Source organism: Gilliamella sp. BG3 (assembly GCF_046635605.1).
In the GTDB taxonomy this organism is placed as follows: Bacteria; Pseudomonadota; Gammaproteobacteria; order Enterobacterales; family Orbaceae; genus Gilliamella; species Gilliamella bombi.
The window spans coordinates 1-18,011 of record NZ_JBIDFE010000029.1; the positions used below are offsets into that span (position 1 = coordinate 1).

24 protein-coding genes and 3 pseudogenes are annotated in these 18,011 nt (G+C 31.0%); 18 read left to right on the forward strand and 9 right to left on the reverse strand.

All coding sequences use genetic code 11. From position 1 onward, the window contains the following. Positions 1–134 precede the first annotated feature (134 nt). From ACGH6S_RS10855 to ACGH6S_RS10910, 12 genes and pseudogenes are all read left to right on the forward strand, one after another. Positions 135–503 (forward strand): hypothetical protein, encoded by a 369-nt coding sequence (locus ACGH6S_RS10855; protein WP_085166158.1) that lies wholly within the window; start codon positions 135–137, stop codon positions 501–503. 56 nt (positions 504–559) lie between these two features. Further along, complete coding sequence (locus tag ACGH6S_RS10860) at positions 560–1,048, forward strand: hypothetical protein (RefSeq protein ID WP_174799408.1); 489 nt, start codon at positions 560–562, stop codon at positions 1,046–1,048. 250 nt (positions 1,049–1,298) lie between these two features. Then, positions 1,299–1,478 carry a hypothetical protein gene (locus ACGH6S_RS10865; RefSeq protein ID WP_411579527.1) on the forward strand — a complete coding sequence of 60 codons (180 nt, stop codon included), beginning with the start codon at positions 1,299–1,301 and terminating at the stop codon, positions 1,476–1,478. A gap of 430 nt (positions 1,479–1,908) precedes the next feature. Then, positions 1,909–2,247 (forward strand): hypothetical protein, encoded by a 339-nt coding sequence (locus ACGH6S_RS10870; protein WP_174799409.1) that lies wholly within the window; start codon positions 1,909–1,911, stop codon positions 2,245–2,247. Between the two features lie 190 nt (positions 2,248–2,437). After that, positions 2,438–2,833, forward strand: coding sequence for a hypothetical protein (locus tag ACGH6S_RS10875; RefSeq protein WP_085166131.1), 396 nt, complete (start codon positions 2,438–2,440; stop codon positions 2,831–2,833). Between the two features lie 246 nt (positions 2,834–3,079). Further along, positions 3,080–3,526 carry a type IV secretion protein Rhs gene (locus tag ACGH6S_RS10880; protein WP_174799410.1) on the forward strand — a complete coding sequence of 149 codons (447 nt, stop codon included), beginning with the start codon at positions 3,080–3,082 and terminating at the stop codon, positions 3,524–3,526. A gap of 254 nt (positions 3,527–3,780) precedes the next feature. Next, positions 3,781–4,074, forward strand: a complete 294-nt coding sequence (locus ACGH6S_RS10885) for a hypothetical protein (protein ID WP_085166133.1) — start codon at positions 3,781–3,783, stop codon at positions 4,072–4,074. Between the two features lie 448 nt (positions 4,075–4,522). Next, positions 4,523–5,134, forward strand: coding sequence for a hypothetical protein (locus ACGH6S_RS10890; protein WP_065610599.1), 612 nt, complete (start codon positions 4,523–4,525; stop codon positions 5,132–5,134). 422 nt (positions 5,135–5,556) lie between these two features. Next, positions 5,557–5,973 (forward strand): hypothetical protein, encoded by a 417-nt coding sequence (locus ACGH6S_RS10895; protein ID WP_085166134.1) that lies wholly within the window; start codon positions 5,557–5,559, stop codon positions 5,971–5,973. A 297-nt stretch (positions 5,974–6,270) separates the two neighbouring features. Next, positions 6,271–6,621 (forward strand): hypothetical protein, encoded by a 351-nt coding sequence (locus tag ACGH6S_RS10900; RefSeq protein ID WP_174799411.1) that lies wholly within the window; start codon positions 6,271–6,273, stop codon positions 6,619–6,621. Positions 6,622–6,761: 140 nt separating this feature from the next. After that, a pseudogene (locus ACGH6S_RS10905) lies at positions 6,762–7,019 on the forward strand (RHS repeat domain-containing protein); the annotation flags it as partial. A gap of 323 nt (positions 7,020–7,342) precedes the next feature. Next, complete coding sequence (locus tag ACGH6S_RS10910; protein ID WP_174799412.1) at positions 7,343–7,924, forward strand: hypothetical protein; 582 nt, start codon at positions 7,343–7,345, stop codon at positions 7,922–7,924. Positions 7,925–8,288: 364 nt separating this feature from the next. On the opposite strand, the gene ACGH6S_RS10915 is transcribed toward ACGH6S_RS10910, so the two are convergent. From ACGH6S_RS10915 to ACGH6S_RS10925, 3 genes are all read right to left on the reverse strand, one after another. Then, positions 8,289–8,861, reverse strand: coding sequence for an IS3 family transposase (locus ACGH6S_RS10915; protein WP_411579529.1), 573 nt, complete (start codon positions 8,859–8,861; stop codon positions 8,289–8,291). Further along, positions 8,846–9,301 carry an RHS domain-containing protein gene (locus ACGH6S_RS10920; RefSeq protein ID WP_174799414.1) on the reverse strand — a complete coding sequence of 152 codons (456 nt, stop codon included), beginning with the start codon at positions 9,299–9,301 and terminating at the stop codon, positions 8,846–8,848. Before ACGH6S_RS10920 ends, ACGH6S_RS10915 begins: the two co-directional genes overlap by 16 nt. 439 nt (positions 9,302–9,740) lie before the next feature. Next, on the reverse strand, positions 9,741–10,331 hold the full coding sequence (locus tag ACGH6S_RS10925) for an imm11 family protein (protein WP_202115344.1): 591 nt from the start codon (positions 10,329–10,331) through the stop codon (positions 9,741–9,743). Positions 10,332–10,442: 111 nt separating this feature from the next. Here ACGH6S_RS10925 and ACGH6S_RS10930 point away from each other — a divergent pair. Further along, a protein-coding gene (locus tag ACGH6S_RS10930; RefSeq protein ID WP_411579531.1) for an IS3 family transposase occupies positions 10,443–11,515 on the forward strand; the annotation gives its coding sequence in 2 pieces (ribosomal slippage) (positions 10,443–10,650 and positions 10,650–11,515; 1,074 coding nt in all). A gap of 4 nt (positions 11,516–11,519) precedes the next feature. Here the strand turns inward: ACGH6S_RS10930 and ACGH6S_RS10935 are convergent. The 6 genes and pseudogenes from ACGH6S_RS10935 to ACGH6S_RS10960 form a co-directional block, all read right to left on the reverse strand. Further along, positions 11,520–11,681 carry an NTF2 fold immunity protein gene (locus ACGH6S_RS10935; RefSeq protein ID WP_174799422.1) on the reverse strand — a complete coding sequence of 54 codons (162 nt, stop codon included), beginning with the start codon at positions 11,679–11,681 and terminating at the stop codon, positions 11,520–11,522. After that, complete coding sequence (locus tag ACGH6S_RS10940) at positions 11,672–11,851, reverse strand: hypothetical protein (protein ID WP_065609568.1); 180 nt, start codon at positions 11,849–11,851, stop codon at positions 11,672–11,674. Before ACGH6S_RS10940 ends, ACGH6S_RS10935 begins: the two co-directional genes overlap by 10 nt. Positions 11,852–11,881: 30 nt before the next feature. Then, a complete protein-coding gene (locus ACGH6S_RS10945; protein ID WP_065609570.1) occupies positions 11,882–12,244 on the reverse strand; it encodes a hypothetical protein in 363 nt (120 codons plus the stop codon). A 229-nt stretch (positions 12,245–12,473) separates the two neighbouring features. Next, entirely contained in the window at positions 12,474–12,818 is a 345-nt protein-coding gene (locus ACGH6S_RS10950; protein WP_065609572.1) for a hypothetical protein, read from the reverse strand. Between the two features lie 325 nt (positions 12,819–13,143). Further along, positions 13,144–13,397, reverse strand: a pseudogene (locus ACGH6S_RS10955) (RHS repeat domain-containing protein); the annotation flags it as partial. A gap of 140 nt (positions 13,398–13,537) precedes the next feature. After that, a complete protein-coding gene (locus tag ACGH6S_RS10960; RefSeq protein ID WP_174799415.1) occupies positions 13,538–13,888 on the reverse strand; it encodes a hypothetical protein in 351 nt (116 codons plus the stop codon). A 412-nt stretch (positions 13,889–14,300) separates the two neighbouring features. Here ACGH6S_RS10960 and ACGH6S_RS10965 point away from each other — a divergent pair. The 5 genes and pseudogenes from ACGH6S_RS10965 to ACGH6S_RS10985 form a co-directional block, all read left to right on the forward strand. Further along, positions 14,301–14,498 (forward strand): annotated as a pseudogene (locus tag ACGH6S_RS10965) (integrase core domain-containing protein); the annotation flags it as partial. Positions 14,499–14,602: 104 nt separating this feature from the next. Next, positions 14,603–15,031 (forward strand): hypothetical protein, encoded by a 429-nt coding sequence (locus tag ACGH6S_RS10970; RefSeq protein ID WP_174799416.1) that lies wholly within the window; start codon positions 14,603–14,605, stop codon positions 15,029–15,031. 440 nt (positions 15,032–15,471) lie between these two features. Further along, on the forward strand, positions 15,472–15,861 hold the full coding sequence (locus ACGH6S_RS10975) for an Imm50 family immunity protein (protein WP_065609578.1): 390 nt from the start codon (positions 15,472–15,474) through the stop codon (positions 15,859–15,861). A gap of 569 nt (positions 15,862–16,430) precedes the next feature. After that, on the forward strand, positions 16,431–16,724 hold the full coding sequence (locus ACGH6S_RS10980; RefSeq protein ID WP_085166087.1) for a hypothetical protein: 294 nt from the start codon (positions 16,431–16,433) through the stop codon (positions 16,722–16,724). Between the two features lie 631 nt (positions 16,725–17,355). Further along, positions 17,356–17,829 (forward strand): hypothetical protein, encoded by a 474-nt coding sequence (locus ACGH6S_RS10985; protein WP_296318456.1) that lies wholly within the window; start codon positions 17,356–17,358, stop codon positions 17,827–17,829. The last annotated feature ends 182 nt before the right edge of the window (positions 17,830–18,011 follow it).

Consider the following 18,011-nt stretch of genomic DNA (forward strand, 5'->3'; position numbering starts at 1 on the left):
ATACTTTCAGGTATTATGCTCCAGATATTGTCCACTTTGTTCAGCTTGATCCGTTTTAGGTTTTTAGTCAGGTTTAACCTGTGTCAGTGTGTGATGGATTGGCTTGAAACCATCAGTGGGATTGAATAGTGGTAATGATAAACGGAAAAGGAATAGAGGCTTCTCATCAAGTTAAATATGAGGTATTTATGGCTTTGGATTTTATGGCATCAAAAAATGAAAAGAAAATAGATGAAAGCACACCAGTATTTTCATTTAGGAAATTTGATTATGATAAATTACTCAATAATGCGAAACCATTAAGTCAGTATCCAATAATAAAAAAAATTGATGATTATTATGCTGATACTACCATTTTATATGGTGAAATTCAGCCTTTGATAAAGGAATTAAAAAGCCTTATTAAAACAAAAAAATTACATCTTGAAACAATTATTCATTTCATTGATTTTCTGGAAAAATCATTCAATGATGGTTTAAATATATATGTATACTGTGACTAGGTGTTTTTATTAATACCTCAAAGTAAAAATTATGTCATATATTCATGGAAACTAAAATGGAAACCATATTCAATATTAAATATAAAAATCCTATAGGCGATATTGATAATGATATAGATGATGAACTAACTCATTTTCAATATGCATTGGAAGAATTGAGAAGATATGTTGATTGTGAGTTTTTTATTAAACTGAAAGGCACTTACAAAGTAAATATTGATCTTTATCTTTATCCTGATATAACAGTATGTTATGAAGAAATAGTTAAGTCAATCAAACGAGTAAAAAATAATTGGACAGGCAAAGATGATATTTGGTTTTGTGAGCAAGGTTCAGATTTTTACTTCTATTATGACATTAATGATAAAGGTGTAGAACTTGAATATAAGAAGGGACCAGATGTAGGTATATATAATGGAAAAATTCCTGATATGAAACTTTCTATCAGTAAAATAGAGTATGTACAGGTTTGGGAAACATTATTTGAGAAATTATCTATGCTTATTGAAGAAAAACTTAATAAAAAAATTAATTTACCCTTTTAATAATATTTAAAGGTATTTAATTTTTTGTAAAACCTAAAAACATTAAATTTTTACAAGGAGGCCCTCAAGGAACTACAAATTAGTGTAAAATCAAAAAAAAGTGGTAAAATTTGTTACAAAAAAATTATTCTATTGATTCTAATATCTGTCGTGTAATATGGTTATGACGACACTAAAGGAACAGGGCATAGCTCTTTGCTCCATATAAGCATTAAACGTTCAAATGGAACAATGGTGAGTATCGATATAGATGAATAACTTTTCAATTGAACATTTAATTTCTGTCATAGAAAAAGGCAAGGTTAGAGGATTTGATGAAGTAAAGGAAATAGATGGTGAATGCTATTTATTCCAATACGCACTGAAAAAGAAAAATGGATTATATAATACGTATTTTTTCTATATCATAGAAAAAGATGGAAATTATTGAGGATTATGGTACAGAAGAAATTAAAGAATTCTCAAATATAATCGATGCTTTTAATTATTTTAAATCATTGGATGTCAATGTTGAGCATTTTGGGAGTATAAAAGGAACTTTGCCGTTTTAACCAAAGAAATAACTTCAAACTATTCTTCTTTAATTAAATCATTTGATAATCAAAAGGCACCACAAGTATCAATTTTAAAGTTGATATTTAAAAATAGAAGCTGACTTACACAATGATTTCATGGGAACTCTTATTTTGATATAAGCAAATTTCTTTAGTTAGGTCTTTAATGAAACATTAAAAATTTCAACAACGGATGTTATTTATAAAAGTGGCCGTGATATGTAGAAGAATAATCAAAATGAATTTTAAATGATTTTATCAGTAAGAAACTTTGTTAAATAATTTCTATTACGGAGTATGAATATTATGCTTGTTAAAGGTAATCTTTATCCAATAAAGGATATTATCTCTTATGTGAAAGGCAATATTGAAAGAGGTGATGATTTTTGTCTCTATAGTGAATCTGATGAAGATTTGCTAAGTAATAAAAGTTATTACATTGATGACTATCCAGATGTAGATGATAATGGAAAAGAAATTTATCCGCCTCTTGTGTTAAAAAAGAAACTAAACTATCTTTACTCAGGTCAACAATTTGCTGATGTAGTCGATTCAGTTATAGATCAGAAACCTTCAGCTACTACAAATGAATTTATAAAAGCATTAAATTATTATTCTGAATATGACAATTTTTTAGATCTCTAATTTATTAAATTTCTGCAATAATATAAATTATTTAAATAACAGGGATATATTTGGCCTTAGCCTCATTTTTATGGCGATGGCCACCAGCACCAGATAAGTATCATCATCCGATATCAAACAGACCATCGGCGCAACCTGATGCAAACCGTGAAATATTGTGGGAATGCAGCTTTCAGTTATGGGGAAATCCATGGGAATTAAACCGGAGAGTCTTAATATGCTAGATAAAGAATTACTTGATATTTTTGGTCAAAAGCTCATTAGTCGTGTTAGAGATCAGTCAATTTTTGAATTTGAAGGAATGGTTCAAGGTAAAATTAAATCTGCAAATATGGTTAAATTAAATAATGAATTAAAAATATTTGATAAACATCAGATTGAAATTTTAAAAAAAGTAGTACTGACTGCTATTGATAGTGTTATTTACAATACATTAGATATGCTAGAACAAAATGAAGAAAGTATAAGATTATTAATATCTCAAGAAGGTAAAAATGAAAAAAATATTGTTGATATCAGTGATGGTTTATCAGGTGAACTATTCACAAAAAAAGGCTGGGTAGAAAAATTTAGTAAATATAAATAATTATTATCTATTAGTAGTATTTTGTTTTATAGCTATACAAGTTGGTGCAAAGGGCGGATTACAAATGAGATAAAACGAGTCAATTGGCACATAAACTAACAGTGGAACAGCATATTTATTATAATTATTATAAAAATAAATAGACGTAGGGAAATGCATCACAGTAGTTTATAGTAAAACTAAATAGCAGTCAGCGACAGTGTAGTAGCTTAGATTTAAACTTCCTTCTAAGCCATGGAGAGTTTCATGACTTTTGATGATGAAATAAAAATTAAACTTTCTCAATTATCAGAACCAGCAGAGTTGATCGATAACTGGGAAAATATTGCATACCAATTATCTAATTCGTTTGAGTGGAAAGGAACCAAAATTGATTGGTCAAAAACTCTTAAACACAAAAGTAATCAACTTTTTGGAAGCTATTCTAATTGGTTATTTACAATAAAAAAATTTATTATAGATAATGATATATCCGCTAAAATTAGAGAAAGCGGAGATATTTACTATATAAATGATTCATCTTTAAATTTTGCAGTACATTTAAAATTTAATCAATTTGATAGTTTTCTAGCTTTTGCTGTAGAAAGCATCCCTCAACATCATTATTTTTTTGATTCTTTAAATAAATGGTGTCTTGTTATAAGTTCTGAGGGATTTATCGATTTTGGATTATCACTAAAAAAGTCTGTTTAATTTTATTATTTGAAACCCAGATATAGGTAAATTTACTCAGCTAGACCTGATTGGGTTATTGGGTAGATTTAATCTGTTTCTGTATGCGCCTAATTCTCTAACGTGAATTAATCGATTAGCAAAGAAAGTTTGGTTGTATAAAAAACGGCAAAGTCTATAGAGTTATTAGACAAGATGAAAACATAACTTTTGGACTTTTTTAACTAAACTCGAATAATATATGGTTGCAGGACATGTAACTAATTAGGTATTTTATGAACATTATAAATTCTGATGTTAATGAAAAGATTATCGACGTAGTTGGAAAAATTAGATTATTAAATAAGTTAGATGAAAAAACAATGAATGATCTCTATTCTTCACTAGATGAAATGGTAACTAATTATAAAGAAAAAGATTTTATTTCAAAGGAATTAGCATATAATCTTTTAGTCCTGCATGATAACTTAGAAGGTGCTTTAAAATTTGGCTCTTATGAAGACATGAAGTATATAAGTAATATTAATTCAAAAGTAAGCGAATATATTGAAAAAATATTTTTAAGTTAAAAAGAAAAACTGAAATTAAATTAGGTTGGCTAATAGTACTACCACTATGACGCTGAACACCACCTGAGCAAAGTCCGCATAGAACGACTGTCCAGAAGAACTGCCCGATGCGAACGGCGAAATACTGAGGAAATGCAGTTTTCAGTTATGGGGCAGGGGTATTCAGGAAATTGAGTATGAATCAATATAGCAAGATTTTATTAGATATCAGAGATAGTATTTAGATAAGGTCTGGATTACATTATAACACTGAAAGACCGCATGAGGCATTAAATAACATAACATCGATTGGGTATAAAACACCAAAACAAGCAGCTTAATTTTCTACGTAAGTTGTGTACTAAGTCTAGAGGTATTTACAAATTTATTTTCTGAAAAGAGCTGGTATTCCTGAAAAAAAACAGATAGATTTTATAAAAAATTAGCAAATGTTGTTAATGGAGATATCATGCAACAAGTATATGAACTTATACCTTCATCAAATGAAAATAGTGGTATCAAATTTGGAGGAGGTGCATTTATTGATGGCAAGTGGCCCCAAAATCCATTAGGTGAAAATTTAACATTATTATTCACAATTGATAATGATAAATTATCTGATTCTATTAGTGGAATTAATCTTCCTAAAGATAAATATATTTCCGTATTTTCAACTTATAATGAAAATAGATATTTCTTAGACGATATTGTTTATTTTGGTGATGATGCAGAACTCGATCACTTAAAATCAGGATTTACAAGAGTAACGTTAACAGGCATATCAAAGCTATGCGAAAATAGTAATAGCCTTGCTCCTCAATATCTTGAATTAAAAAAAACACAATTAAAGAATAGTGATTATCCAACATTTTCTTTTTTGTCAAATAAAATACCCAAGGGAATTGTTGCTTGTGAAAAATTAATGCAACAATATGATTTTATTGGTCAATTATATTCATCAGATATTCCAGTTCATGATGGTGGAGCATTATTTTTATCTGATGCTATTGGGTATTTATTTTTAAAAAAGAAAATTGATGATTTTAATAATGCGGGTCTTTTTTTTGTTCAAATGGCATAATTATTTTAACATAACTATCTGACAGCATCGAAAAGTATTATACCCTCTCTGGTGCTAAATACCAGTTTAAAAACGGTCGCAAAATCCGTCTGCAATGCAAAGCCAGGAATAAAAGCATAGCAAAAAGCAGTAGAAAATTAAGAATGACTAGAGTATATGTAACTGATAATGATGGCAATAACATTCACAATATACGTGTTCCAAATGAGCGCAATACTTGAGAGCTAATTGAAGATATTTTTGGTGAAGGTTTTTCACATAATAAACTACACCCTAAAACTGTAAACTGAGGCTATGAATATCATAGAATTCCAGAATCTACAGTTCCATTCGATAATGATCTTCAACATATAAAATGGTATGACTGGCAGACTAAATAAGGGGCAGACGGACATGTATTTTATGATATATGGAATTAATTTATGGACCTATTATTTTCGACATATACCAATTTTTTTGGTACAAACATTGAGAACGATAAAGCAATAGAAATTAGAAAAGTTATTATTCATACTTTCAGAAAACCTTTTGTTAAAAAAGATATAAAGACTCATGGTCCTTTATGGAATCACTATATAGCGCCAAAAGGGGCGATTGATATTACTAATCTTGATATAGATAAAAATATACAGGGTTATGTATTAGTCGATGGAAAAGGAAAAAATATGTACTTATTTTTATCTTCTTTGAAAAACTTTTTATCATATCTTGAAAATAGAAATGATGGTTTATTTCCTGCTATCTATTTTGTTAATAAAGACTTTACCTTTTGTCTTGGAGAAAATGGCGAAAGAGGAACAATGCAACCTATTTATGTTTATAAAGGAGGGGAAATCTAATAAAATATCGATATATGTGCCAAATAAAGAGAAATAGCAAACAATTGAAGGGCTGAGCCTAATCGTTTCTCAAGAGCTAGATTTAAGTATAAGGGTGATGGATATCAAATATATGGACATGGCACGGATTTTTCCGCGGAAGCCAAATGGCTAACATCTAACTTAGCAAATGGTCTAATGGCTTGTATTACCAATACCTTAAATAAGCAGAATCATAGAACTGATGTAATATGGGAACCTTTTCGTAGTGACAATAATGGGGCTCAGATTTTATTAGATGGCTCAGGATATTAATTTATGAACGAGAATATACTATACAATTTTTTGAAAAATAAACCATCCTTTTTAGATTATGATGATGAACTAAAACTAATAGGTATTATGACTAAACTACCTATGAGTTGGTTCATTAAAAATAAAGATGAATTTATTTGTGCTTTAGACCAATTACATGACTCACATACGGATGGTGGATTTTTATTACAAGAGGAATGTGACGATATTATATTTGATAATTTTTGTGAATGGCTAAGAGAAGTAAATAATAAAACCGGCATACCTACATTAATGTATATTGATGATTTTTCAAGTGTTGGACTTAATAAATTTAGAGAAAGTATTAGAAAAGATGAAAATACAGATAAGTAAGATCTAAACAATATTAGATCTAAATCTTTATACGTCTTGAATTGGTATTTAGGGGTGTTATTATCATAATTTATTAAGAAAAATGTTTAGTCAATAAATATTTAACAAAATAAAAGGCTATTCATTAATACTAGAAAGTACCGGAAGAACTAACCGATGCAAACGGCGAAATACTGTGGGAATGCAGCTTTCAGCTATGGGGAAAACTGATTCATGAAATCGAACACGAATCAGTAGAGCAAAACCTCAGATATCAGGGACAATATTTAGACAGAGAAACTGGCTTACATTACAATACCTTTAGGTATTATGATCTGGATATAGGTAGATTTACTCAGCCGGATCTGATTGGGCTGTTGGGTGGCTTGAATCCGTATCAGTATGCACCTAATAGTTTGTTGGGTGGAACTGTGGGGGGGCTGCTTGTCCAAATCATGGTAATGGAAAAAATACGATGGATTAGCTCATAATAATTTTATTGACAATATTATTAAGGATGCTAAAAATCACGGTGCTAGAACCATCCGAAAGTAGATATTAAAAGGTAATGTAGTTGGTAAAAATAGACCAGATATTCAATTTGATTTAGATTGTAAACACCATAATATTGAAGTGGATACAATATTAAAGGGTAGCCTTGGACATCAAAATATAATTCCAAGACTTGATCCTAATGCCAGAAATACATTTTAGTTAATTGACGATTCAGGAAATATTTTAAATGGCTTTTCAAGATATGAATAAGATGTTAGCGTTTTCCATAGTTAATAGTAATCTCACAGAGATTGAAAGTATTATTCAGAATGGATTAAACTGGTTGTATGAGCCTCAAAAAAGTAGAAAACTAATTGAAGAAATACATTTGAATATTCAAAAAGGTGGCTATTTCCCACCAGTAGGAGCTTTTTATTATTCATGTGTGAATGATAATAAATTAATCTTTGTATCTAATTTATCTGATGGTTGGGATTCCTTACTTTATTGTATAACGGAAGCAAACCATTCAAGCTATCTATCATTTAGGATACTAAGTGGAGCTTACCCTTTAATAGAGATGAGTTTTACTGATTCTGGAGAAACTGTCCGCTTAGTTAGGGCAATGAAAGAAGATAAATGGCTTTTTTATGAAAAAGGTGATCTTTTGTGGTTTGAAGACAAAGAACAATATAATAAAAAGCGAATTAGAGATAGGGTTACCTATGATCTATTACTTTCATATTCAAAAAAGAATGATATCGACTTTTCTTCCTCTAATTTTTTTAAAACAAAAAAAGAATCATTATGGGTATATACAATACGATAGTTTTAAAATAGCGAAACAATAAAGGTTACTAGCACAGCTGTAAAAGTAAGCTTTACCTAACCCACGAAGGCAAACACTACAACCATACCTGCTCCTGTGGGACTGTTTAAGGATAGCTTAGGAAACAGGCTGAATTATCCTACCAGCTTGTATTCCTATACTAACCTGAACGGCAGCCAGAAAGAACTACCAGATGTGAATGGCGAAATACTGTGGTAATGCAACTATCAGATTTGGGGTAAGGGCATTCATGAAATCAAACACGAATCATTAGAACAAAACCTTAGATATCAGGAACAATATTTAGACAGAGAAGACAGCTTATGTAAATACCCCAAACTTAGTACACAACTCACGTAGAAAATCATGCTGCTTGTTTTAGTGTTTTATACTCAATCGGTGTCATGTTATTTAATGCCTCATGCGGTCTTTCGGTATTATAAATCGTTAACCATTCTTCGGTTATTCTCCTTGCTTGTGCTAAGTTGTTAAAAAGATATAAATCGAGTACTTCAGTACGATAGGTACGATTAAATCGTTCAATATAGCCATTTTGATAAGGGCTACCAGGCTGGATATAATCAATGGTTATATCATGTGATTTAGCCCAGTTTATAAAGGTTTTTCCTGTAAATTCTGGCCCATTATCGACCCGTATTTTTAATGGATACCCATGATATTCAGCCAGTTTATCTAAGTAACGGGTAATCCTTCCTGCTGGTAAGCTTACTGCAATATCAATCCCTAACGCCTCACGATTAAAGTCATCGATGACATTGAATGTCCTAAAGCGACGTTGATTACGACTACTGTCACTCATAAAATCCATTGACCAACATTCACCTTGTTTATTGGGTGCTGATAGCCTTTCTGGGCTTCGTGGAGGAATGCGCTGTTTACGCTTTATCCTGAGATTAAGCTTTAATTGGCAATACACCCGTTTGCATCGGTAAGCTCTTCCGGACAGCCGTTGAGGTCGGTGTGGAAGTACATGACTCTTTCTGGGTCATTACCTCGTTTATCTATCCGCGCCAGTGGTTCGTAGCTGTTCTGGTCGATATAGATATACAGGCTGGTGGGGTGATTCGGGCCGGTTTCCTGAATCATTCTTAAGCCGTCCCACAGGAAGCGGGTACGGTTGTAGGGTTTGCCTTCGCGGTCTAACTTCTGTTTTTCGATGCGTCTGCCAAGGGCGTCATAGAGGTAGCGGTATCGTTCGGTTTTGTTGAGCTGTTCGATGCGTACTTCGCTCAGGCGGTGTTCGGCGTCGTAGTGGTAGTGCTGGGTGGCGCCGATGCTCTGTTTGGTTTGGGTTCGGCCGTGCTCGTCGTGGCGGTAATCGGTTTGGCCGTGTTTGCTGTGTTTTTTGCTTACCATCCTGTCTAGGTTGTCGTGATGTATTTACTTTCTATATGTATAATTAAATAAAACTAAGGTTCATATAAATAATATGAATCTTCTGTTAAATATAGAACTTCCTTTTTACTATTGGTCGAAATCGGTGAAATCAGAAATTCTCGCATATCACCCATATCTATTGATTTTTGAATAAAATTTATTAGTTCACTTTTTGAAACTTTAAACATTTCTCCTTTTATTATTATTTTTTCCTTAGAATTGCGACAATCTTTTGCAGCCTATGCTTATTGGTACAATCACAAATGGTTGCATTCATCGTTATGTTATTTGCCACCGATAGAGTTTAACTAACAACCACTCCTTAATTTTGTTGTTTGAATATGTGTTGCCATTCCACTATTTTAAGGGATAGTTACAATTTTAGAATTTTTTATAACTAATCTAATTGAAAATATATTCAACTCGATTCACATATAGTCCGATCTTTATATGTCAAATCAATTTCCTTACAGAATTTAATTCCCTGTAAGCCAGCACTTAAAATAGCCGATTTTACTTTATTATTGATCACAATTAAATTTGGTTGTTCTTTGCATCTAACAATATTATAACCATCAGGTATATCGTCTAATATTACTGTATATAAAAACATGTAAGCAGGATTATTTGGATCGAAATTAGTCAACTGATATTCGCTTTTGTTCATATCACAACAATCTATCTTTATTATGGGGTTTATCACACTAAAACCATCAAAAATTTCATTTCCATATATTATTTCGGCATTAAAAAATTCAACTTCTGTTGGCACTACACTTTCAAGAATAGCCCTGAGCTTCAGGCTAACTAACTCAGGTCCAGTAGTAGATAGCATGTGACACTTTTTTAATTTATTAAAACAGGATTTATTCTTAGCTTTATATTTTAAAGTACAATCAAGACCTTTAAGGCTAATCCCCTCATTAAATAGTGAGAAATCCATGGATATATCATGGAGATAATCAAGCATATTATATGTATTTTCTTCTATTGAAATTATATAGCTCATCTTTTCACCACCTAAATTCAACAAGCATTATTTAACTTTGTAACTATCCCCTAAAATAGTACAGCAAAAAAGTAGAAAATTCTCTATGATAAAAGAAAAGGGGATTTAATTATGAAAAAAATGACTGAACATCAAATCGTGGCTATTTTAAAAGAAGCTGAAGCGGGTATTCCGGTTAAAGAACTGTGCCGTAAATATGGCATGGGTAATTCAACTTTCTATAAATGGCGAGAAAAATACGGCGGAATGGAAACTTCGGATATCAAACGCTTAAAGGAGCTGGAGGCTGAAAACCGCAAGCTTAAGCAGATGTTTGCCTAACTGAGCTTAAAATCCCAGCTGTAGGAAGAAATAATAAAAAAGCTTTAGTGCCCACAAAGGCACGTAAAACGTGGGCACAGCAACTAAAACAAAATCATTCAGTTACTATTGCTATGAGTTGTGCCATTGTTGGCTTAAGCCGTTGTGCTTACTATTATCAACCTAAGTTACAGGATGATTCAGTGATTATTTCGGTGTTGAATGCTATCACGGACAGGCATTTACGCTGGGGCTTTCCTAAATGCTTTAATCGTATCAAAAAGCTCGGCTATAAATGGAATCATAAACGGGTGTATTGCCAATTAAAGCTTAATCTCAGGATAAAGCGTAAACAGCGCATTCCTCCACGAAGCCCAGAAAGGCTATCAGCACCCAATAAACAAGGTGAATGTTGGTCAATGGATTTTATGAGTGACAGTAGTCGTAATCAGCGTCGCTTTAGGACATTCAATGTTATCGATGACTTTAATCGTGAGGCGTTAGGGATTGATATTGCAGTAAGCTTACCAACAGGAAGGATTACCCGTTACTTAGATAAACTGGCTGAATATCGAGGGTATCCATTAAAAATACGGGTCGATAATGGACCAGAATTTACAGGAAAAACCTTTATAAACTGGGCTAAATCACATGATATAACCATTGATTATATCCAGCCTAGTAGTCCTTATCAAAATGGCTATATTGAACGATTTAATCGTACCTATCGTACTGAAGTACTCGATTTATATCTTTTTAACAACTTAGCACAAGCAAGGAGAATAACCGAAGAATGGTTAACGATTTATAACACCGAAAGACCGCATGAGGCATTAAATAACATGACACCGATTGAGTATAAAACACTAAAACAAGCAGCATGATTTTCTACGTGAGTTGTGTACTAAGTTTGGGATATTTACAAAATTGATCTTCTACCCCATTTTGTTCTTGAGTATAAATAGCTGCTTTATTGCCTTTTAATTCCTTAGTTTTTAATATCTTTTCATCTGGCGAATATTCAGGCGGATTTCCACACCCTAATGAAATTTGCCTACCATATTTTCGTTCTTTTTTTGTACAAAATTTAAATTATTAATCATTTTTAAACGAACATCATTCGATAAATCATTTTTTACTAATGGATAATAATGGACTTCCCAGTGATTCATCGCCATAATAAATTCTTTTAATGTATTTTTTGCATTTTCTAAATTCATTTAGTTTAGTTCTCCTATTTGTTAAATATTTTACTCAACACAATCTTTCCATTTTTCACCTCTAACATAAGCTATTAGTTCATCTGGATTTTGTGGTTCATCAGGAATTTTCAAAATTGAACCATAGCTACAATAACCAATAATTGATGTCTCTATATCACTTAAATAATCAAAAGCAACCGCGGGTATATCATTGTAATCCAAATCAGATAAGTTATCTTTTATATACACAAATGTAAAATTATATATCTTTTTTCTATTCCATTTAAATTGGATTAGTTTTTCGAAAAATTCATCCATTAATTTCTCTGAGTTATCATTCAGATTCCATGATCGCATTATTCTTTTTAAATCTGTAAATGCTTCTTTTTCATCAATAATAAGTTTCGCCATTTATAAGTTAATTCCATTCAATTCGATTAAGTAGCTTTTGATATTCACCAAATTTCATATCATTGGCGGGATAAGTAGCGATGTGCCCTGTGGGTTATAATAATAGTGTAACAGTATGCTCTAGGTATCGTTTTTTTTAATTAGCCGCTAATCTTTGTTATTATTAAATAATTAGTGAATTAATTAATGGATGAGCAAAAGAATTAGATTAATTTTGCCAAATTTATATTTATGTTCTAAATGTATCATTATTTCGATAATAATTTATTTCATCAATCAGCCATTTATTATCATGCTCAAAGTCTGATTTATTTTGGGTTACATAGTCTAAAGAACCAACCAGCATCCATCCTCTTAAATTTAATCCTTTAACAGCAAGAGGCATTTCCATATCTTCTTCATCAAGATATATCTCATCATCATCTAAATTTTGAATGTAATCCCATGGAATATAATAAAACTCTGTATATTCTGGATTACTATTCCACGAATTTAAATTTGCATAAATCCATTCCCCTTGGTCTAGAAGATTAAGGTTCTTTATTAATTCATATATAGATTTAAAGCTATTCATTGGTATCCTCAAATTTCACTACAATACGAACCACCGCCCCATGAGTTCTTTCCTTCATAAGCCTTTAAGGTGATAATCAAGATATCTAGAGTTATGATCTTTCTTGCCAACTAACTGCAATAAACCACCGACTCTTTCATGATGGTACCATTTAGTTGACCAATCAATCCCAGTCAGTGCTTTTCCTAGGAAAACACCATTTTACCGGATAAAACTATCTCCAAAATTCCTGGATATTTACTTTCAATAGAAGCCTTAAGTTGAAAATCGTTTTATACATATCTTCTGGTAAACTCCCCCACCACAGATCAATTCAAACCACCCCATTAAACGCATACTGATACAGATTAACCCCCTTACAGCAACCCAATCGGATCTAGCTGGGTAAATCAGCCTATATCCGGAGCATAATACTTGAAAGTATTGTAATGTAAACTGGTTTTCCTGTCTAAATATTGTCCCTGATATCTGAGGTTTTGCTCTACTGATTCGTGTTCGATTTCATGAATCAGTTTTTCCCCATAGCTGAAAGCTGCATTCCCACAGTATTTCGCCGTTTGCATCGGTTAGTTCTTCCGGTACTTTCTAGTATTAATGAATAGCCTTTTATTTTGTTAAATATTTATTGACTAAACATTTTTCTTAATAAATTATGATAATAACACCCCTGAATACCAATTCAAGACGTATAAAGATTTAGATCTAATATTGTTTAGATCTTACTTATTTGTATTTTCATCTTTTCTAAGATTTTTTCTAAATTCATCTAGTCCTTCCGAACTCAAATCTTTAATATAGATTAATGTCGCTATGCCAGTTTTATTATTTACTTCTTTTAGCCATTCACAAAAATTATCAAATATAATATCGTCACATTCCTCTTGATATAAAAATCCAGTTTCTGTATGTGAGATCTCTAATTCCTCTAAAGCATCAATAAATTCCTTTTTATTTTTAATGAGCCAACTCATAGGTAGTTTAGTCATAATATCCATTAGCTTTAGTTCATCGTCATAATCTAAATAGGTTGTTTTATTTTTCAAAAAATTGTATAGTATATTCTCGTTCATAAATTAATATCCTGAGCCATCTAATAAAATCTGAGCCCCATTATTGTCACTACGAAAAGGTTCCCATATTACATCAGTTCTATGATTCTGCTTATTTAAGGTATTGGTAATACAAGCCATTAGACCATTTGCTAAGTTAGATGTTAGCCATTTGGCTTCCGAGGAAAAATCCGTGCCATGTCCATATATTTGATATCCATCACCCTTATACTTAAATCTAGCTCTTGAGAAACGATTAGGCTCAGTGTAACTATTCCCTAAAATAGTACAGCAAAAAAGTAGAAAATTCTCTATGATAAAAGAAATGGGGGATTTAATTATGAAAAAAATGACTGAACATCAAATCGTGGCTATTTTAGATAAACTGGGCTAAATCACATGATATAACCATTGATTATATCTAGCCCGGTGCCCTTATCAAAATGGCTATATTGAACGATTTAATCGTACCTATCGTACTGAAGTACTCGATTTATATCTTTTTAACAACTTAGCACAAGCAAGGAGAATAACTGAAGCATGGTTAACGATTTATAATACCGAAAGACCGCATGAGGTATTAAATAACATGACACCGATTGAGTATAAAACACTAAAACAAGCAGTTTAATTTTCTACGCGAGTTGTGTACTGCGTTTGGGGTATTTACAAATAAGCTTCGAGATGATATTAAATACTGCATTTCCGGATGCAAACAGTTTAGGAGATAAATATATGACTGAATGGACAGGTGTTATGTATGGCTTTTACACTAATAAGTTGATAGATGATGTATTTTCTTCATTGATCAAAAAAATAGCGTCTATTAATTATAAATATAAACAAGATAGTTTTCGAGATGAAGAATTTCTATTTTTCTATAAAAATGATGAAATGCAAGATTATCACCTTGAGAATGGCTATAATTTGGATATTAATGGTGAAGGTTGTTTTGGAGTTGAGGCAAAAAATACAACGTTGAATGGAATCGCTACACTATTTGAATTTGATAATGATTCTGATTTTGAACCTTATGATATAAATTTGCATTTTGATAATGTATGTTATTATTTACTCGTGTTACCTGAAGCAATTGAAAATTCAAATTTTTGCCAGAATATATATAATTTGTTTATTAATATTCTTAATGAAAAAATAAAATAAATACATATTCAACTGCGGACGCTTTATCCTGATAATCTCGATTCAGCTGTTGGGGTAGGTTAATCTGTATCATTATGTGCCTAATGGGTTGATTTGGTTTGATCTATTTGGTTAAAAAATAAGAAAACATCGTATGATGGTAAAAGTCGAAGAGATGCATTTAGATAGGTAAGCGTGGTGTTGGTATGCCAATCAATCACCATTACACGGTCATCTTTACGAGATAGCAATATTATGATTGCTGGAAATGGTCAGCAATAAAGTGAATGTATTGATAAAAAAAGAAAATCCACCTTCATTCAAGAGTATAGTTTTGGGTACTCTAAAACAGAACAGAGTCATGGTACTGAATCAAATATAATGTTAGACCTTCAAATAATCAGGATACTGGTTATGTTTCTGGAACTCCTGGTCATCATAATTTCTCTAAAGGAATTGATATGTGGTTTGAAAATGCATTAGGCAGAGAAAAAATTCAATTTATGTTTAATAACGAATTTAATTTTCAATCTATTGAATTGAATAGTGTTTCATTTGACAGCTATTCAGAGTTTAAATGTCATTTAAATTGCAAGGAAATCCCCAAAATTTACCCTAAAAAATGGGATAAAGTTGAATTTAATGCATTAAATTTAATTATTACTTTTAATGAGATAGTTCAGTTAAATATGTCTGGTTCAAAAATTGGTTTTTTCTGTTCACCAACCATCAATTCTTTTACTGATTATTCTGAAATAACAGTTCAACATAACAAATTACAACTTTACTGTAAATCAAAGTTTTTAATTATAGAAAGTATAACTCCCTATATAGATGAAAGATGGAATTAAAAATAAAGATGAAATAAATTTTTATTAGCTCGGTGCATCAAAAACATCAAATAGACCGCAAAGGGAATGCAGCTTTCAACTTTGGGATAAAACGGATTCAGGAAATCGAACACGAATCAATTGTACAAAATCAGATATCAGGGACGATATTTAGATAGTGGAAACCAGCTTACATTACAATACTTTCAGGGTATTATGATCTGGGTATAGGTAGATTTACTCAGCCATATCTAGTTGAATTGTTTGTGGCTTGAATCGTGGGGTTTGAGTTGTTTAAAATTCATTCGCGAATAAGAAAGTAATAATCTTGTTAAAGAAGTCGAGATTACAGGAAAATCGCATTAATCAAGTATCGATCATTTAATAGAACAGCTTTTTAAATAATAAAAATCTAGGTATTGGAACCAACGAATTTCTGAAGCTAGAGATCGATATGGGGCATATGTTTATTTTAGAGAAATAAATGATAGTATAATTGAAATATTAGGTTTAGGTAAATCTAACAAGGCTAACCAGCAAACAGTTATCAATGAAGTTTTAAAAGTATTTGGTATAGGAGCTTAAGTATTTTGAATATTAAAATTTTAAAATATGATCAAGATCTTAATCTGGTAAATGATAATGTTGATGTTGAAGTTTTTTTAGACAATGGAAAGCGGTATACTGCAACATTTTTCACTATCGAAAATATAATTTCTATTTTAAATAAGTATAAAGAAACAAAAGAGTGTTGTAATGGCTTATATTTTTGGGCATCAGATATGATTATTGTTGAAAGTTTAAATGACAAAATAATAAATAAAACGATACAGGATTTGATAAAAAATGAAGAATTTCATCATGCTTTTTCATTATTAGAGTAATTAACAAATGTAGAAAAGATCGCATATCTAAATATTCATAGTTTTTATTTCTTTGCTACCTTATTGTAGAAAATCCGCTATTAGTTTTGAAGTATAATGATACAGAAAATAGTATATGAGCCGATACAATATAATTCATATTATCAAGGATAGAATTTAGACAAGTAACTAGTTTATATTACAATACTTTCAGATATTATGCTCCAGATAGGACGCTTTACCCAGTTGGACCTGATTGGTTTAGCTGTGGTGGAATTAACCTGCATCAGTATGCCGCTAATGGATTGACTTGTATTGCTCCGTGGGGTTGGAATTATGTACCTTCAAAAAGAAAGAAACCAGTTAATTTGCCTAGTATGAAAAAGGTTAAAATAGATATGGATCATATTTTTGAACGACATAGTATGCAGGAAAAGTAATATTAATAAGCGGAAAGAAAGATTTATTTCCTAAGAATATGTCTCCAAAACAAATTGAACGTGCTGTCAGAGAAGCATATACTAATATTAAAGTCCTTAAATCTCAAGATGAACGAATTGGGACGAGGCACATCTGATAATATGATAATTGAAATTTGGGTAAATAAAGTTACTAAAAAAATTGAAACTGCTTATCCTAAAGGAGTCCTATAATGATTGATTTAATAATTAATCCTGATTCTATTCGTGTATCAAAAAGTGAAGTATCAACTCAAATATTTTCGGAAATATATTTCCAAATCGGAAATATATTTTTTCCAGACAAGAAATGGGATGATTTTACTGTCATTATATTAAATTGGTGGTTAAGAGAAGCTTGTAAAATTAAAAAAAATAATATAGCTAAAAAAAATAATGTAGCCCATTTTAGTTTTATGGATGGACCATTCTATTTTGAGGTTCATTTTGTTGGTGAAACCTGTAATATTAAATTTATAGATAATAGATATGATAAAAAGGAAGTAGTATATAGCGGTAAAATAGAATGCACCTATTTGTTTAACCTATTAAAGAAAAATGCAAATTTATTGATTCGAAATATACCTAGTGAAGCAGAAAAATTAAAAGATGTAATAGAGATAAAAAAAAGTTTAAAATTAATACAAAAACATGTGAAATATTTTTAAATCTAAATTTTTTAATAAAATTTTAGTTGTAGGATTTACTAGCGTTGTTTACAGTAATTTGAGAAACTACTGTAATGAGTATACATAAAAAAACAAAACTAACGGCTTATCACAGACAAGAGATATGGCGCTTATATCATAAAGAAAAAATAACGGTCACTGATTTGGCAAAACGCTTTATG